The 1296-nt window shown below is 31.7% G+C and carries 2 protein-coding genes and 1 tRNA gene; all 3 read left to right on the top strand.

Features of this window, described 5'->3' with window-relative positions; genetic code table 11:
- On the top strand, window positions 1-212 hold a 212-nt coding region (locus A5N85_RS17380), incomplete at its 5' end, for a transposase (protein ID WP_249023922.1).
- Window positions 213-678: 466 nt separating this feature from the next.
- On the top strand, window positions 679-870 hold the full coding sequence (gene csrA, locus A5N85_RS13120; protein ID WP_072577585.1) for a carbon storage regulator CsrA: 192 nt from the start codon (window positions 679-681) through the stop codon (window positions 868-870).
- A gap of 83 nt (window positions 871-953) precedes the next feature.
- Window positions 954-1046: transfer RNA gene (locus A5N85_RS13115), tRNA-Ser, on the top strand.
- Window positions 1047-1296 lie beyond the last annotated feature (250 nt).

Raw genomic sequence — 1296 nt, 5'->3', positions numbered from 1 at the left:
TGGACAATGCCGCTTTTCATAAACGCAGTGATATTCAAGCAATCATTGAAGAGCATGGGCATGAGATAGTTTGGTTACCCCCTTATAGTCCAGACTTAAATCCTATTGAAAAGATGTGGGCTTGGATTAAGCAAATCCGCAAAGAATGGCGGATGGATTGTATTGATACTTTATTCTTTTATCTGCTTTGGATTGGGTTGGGTTTTAGATGATTGCACTATAAGTCTATTTTGGCGGGATAGGAGGTTCTTTTACTGGATTCAAGGTAATCTATCATTTTCTACTTCTGAATAGTGGTGAAATAAATACCAAAATTTTTGGCTACCTGACGGACAGAGTAGTCTTCTGCCAGTTTTGCTATGACTTTTCTTCTAAGATCTATTAAGTAGGGACGCATATGAATGATGAATTTTTTACTATAAAATTGAGACCTTTGCAAAATTTCGTTTTATACTAATTTTTGCTACTAGTAAAAAATTAACACTATGATTTGAATATGTTTTCAAAATTTAAAAAATTGAAATTTCTCTATTTTGTGTTTTTTTGCAAAGGTCTCAAATTATGTCAAACAAATTTGATAAAAACTATTAATTTTGTAATGAAAGAATTTTATAGATATTTAATAGATACTTGTGTAGACTATATTACTAGTATATCCGCAAACGTCAGGAGAATTAAATGTTAATATTAACTAGGCGGATTGGCGAAACTATAATTATTGACGACAAAATTCAAGTAACTGTTTTGGCATTAAAGGGAAATCAAGTCCGAATCGGAATTAAAGCGCCTGATAATATTGCTGTGCATCGCGAAGAAATTTATCAAAAATTGATGCAAGGAGAGATAAGTGATATCGCCAATATAAAATAAAGCTATTTATTTTATATTGTTATAAAAAAAAACACATCTAGCTTTACGATGGATATTTTTTTATCTATAATATGTTAACTCAAGGAGAGGTGGCCGAGTGGCTGAAGGCGCTCCCCTGCTAAGGGAGTATAGGGTTTGTAGCCCTATCGAGAGTTCGAATCTCTTCCTCTCCGCCATTTATACTAAAAAGACGCTTTATAAGCGTCTTTTTTTATTGCTTTTTTTAGACTTCGGAAGAATTTATCATATTAAAATCAAATTATTACTTAAATTTAAAGTTTCTAAAAATAGCTAAAAATATCTAAGAATATTTAAAACAATAAGCCTACAAAAAAACGATTTAGGGGAAACAAAGGGGAAACAAAATTTTGCTGTATTCTGCGCTTAATCTTGAATACAGAACAAAAAGTGCGGCTAARAGAACTT

The organism is Suttonella ornithocola (assembly GCF_001889065.1).
Lineage (GTDB): Bacteria > Pseudomonadota > Gammaproteobacteria > Cardiobacteriales > Cardiobacteriaceae > Suttonella_A > Suttonella_A ornithocola.
The sequence above is the reverse complement of the archived record's forward strand: the minus strand, read 5'-3'. Positions and strand labels throughout refer to the sequence as shown.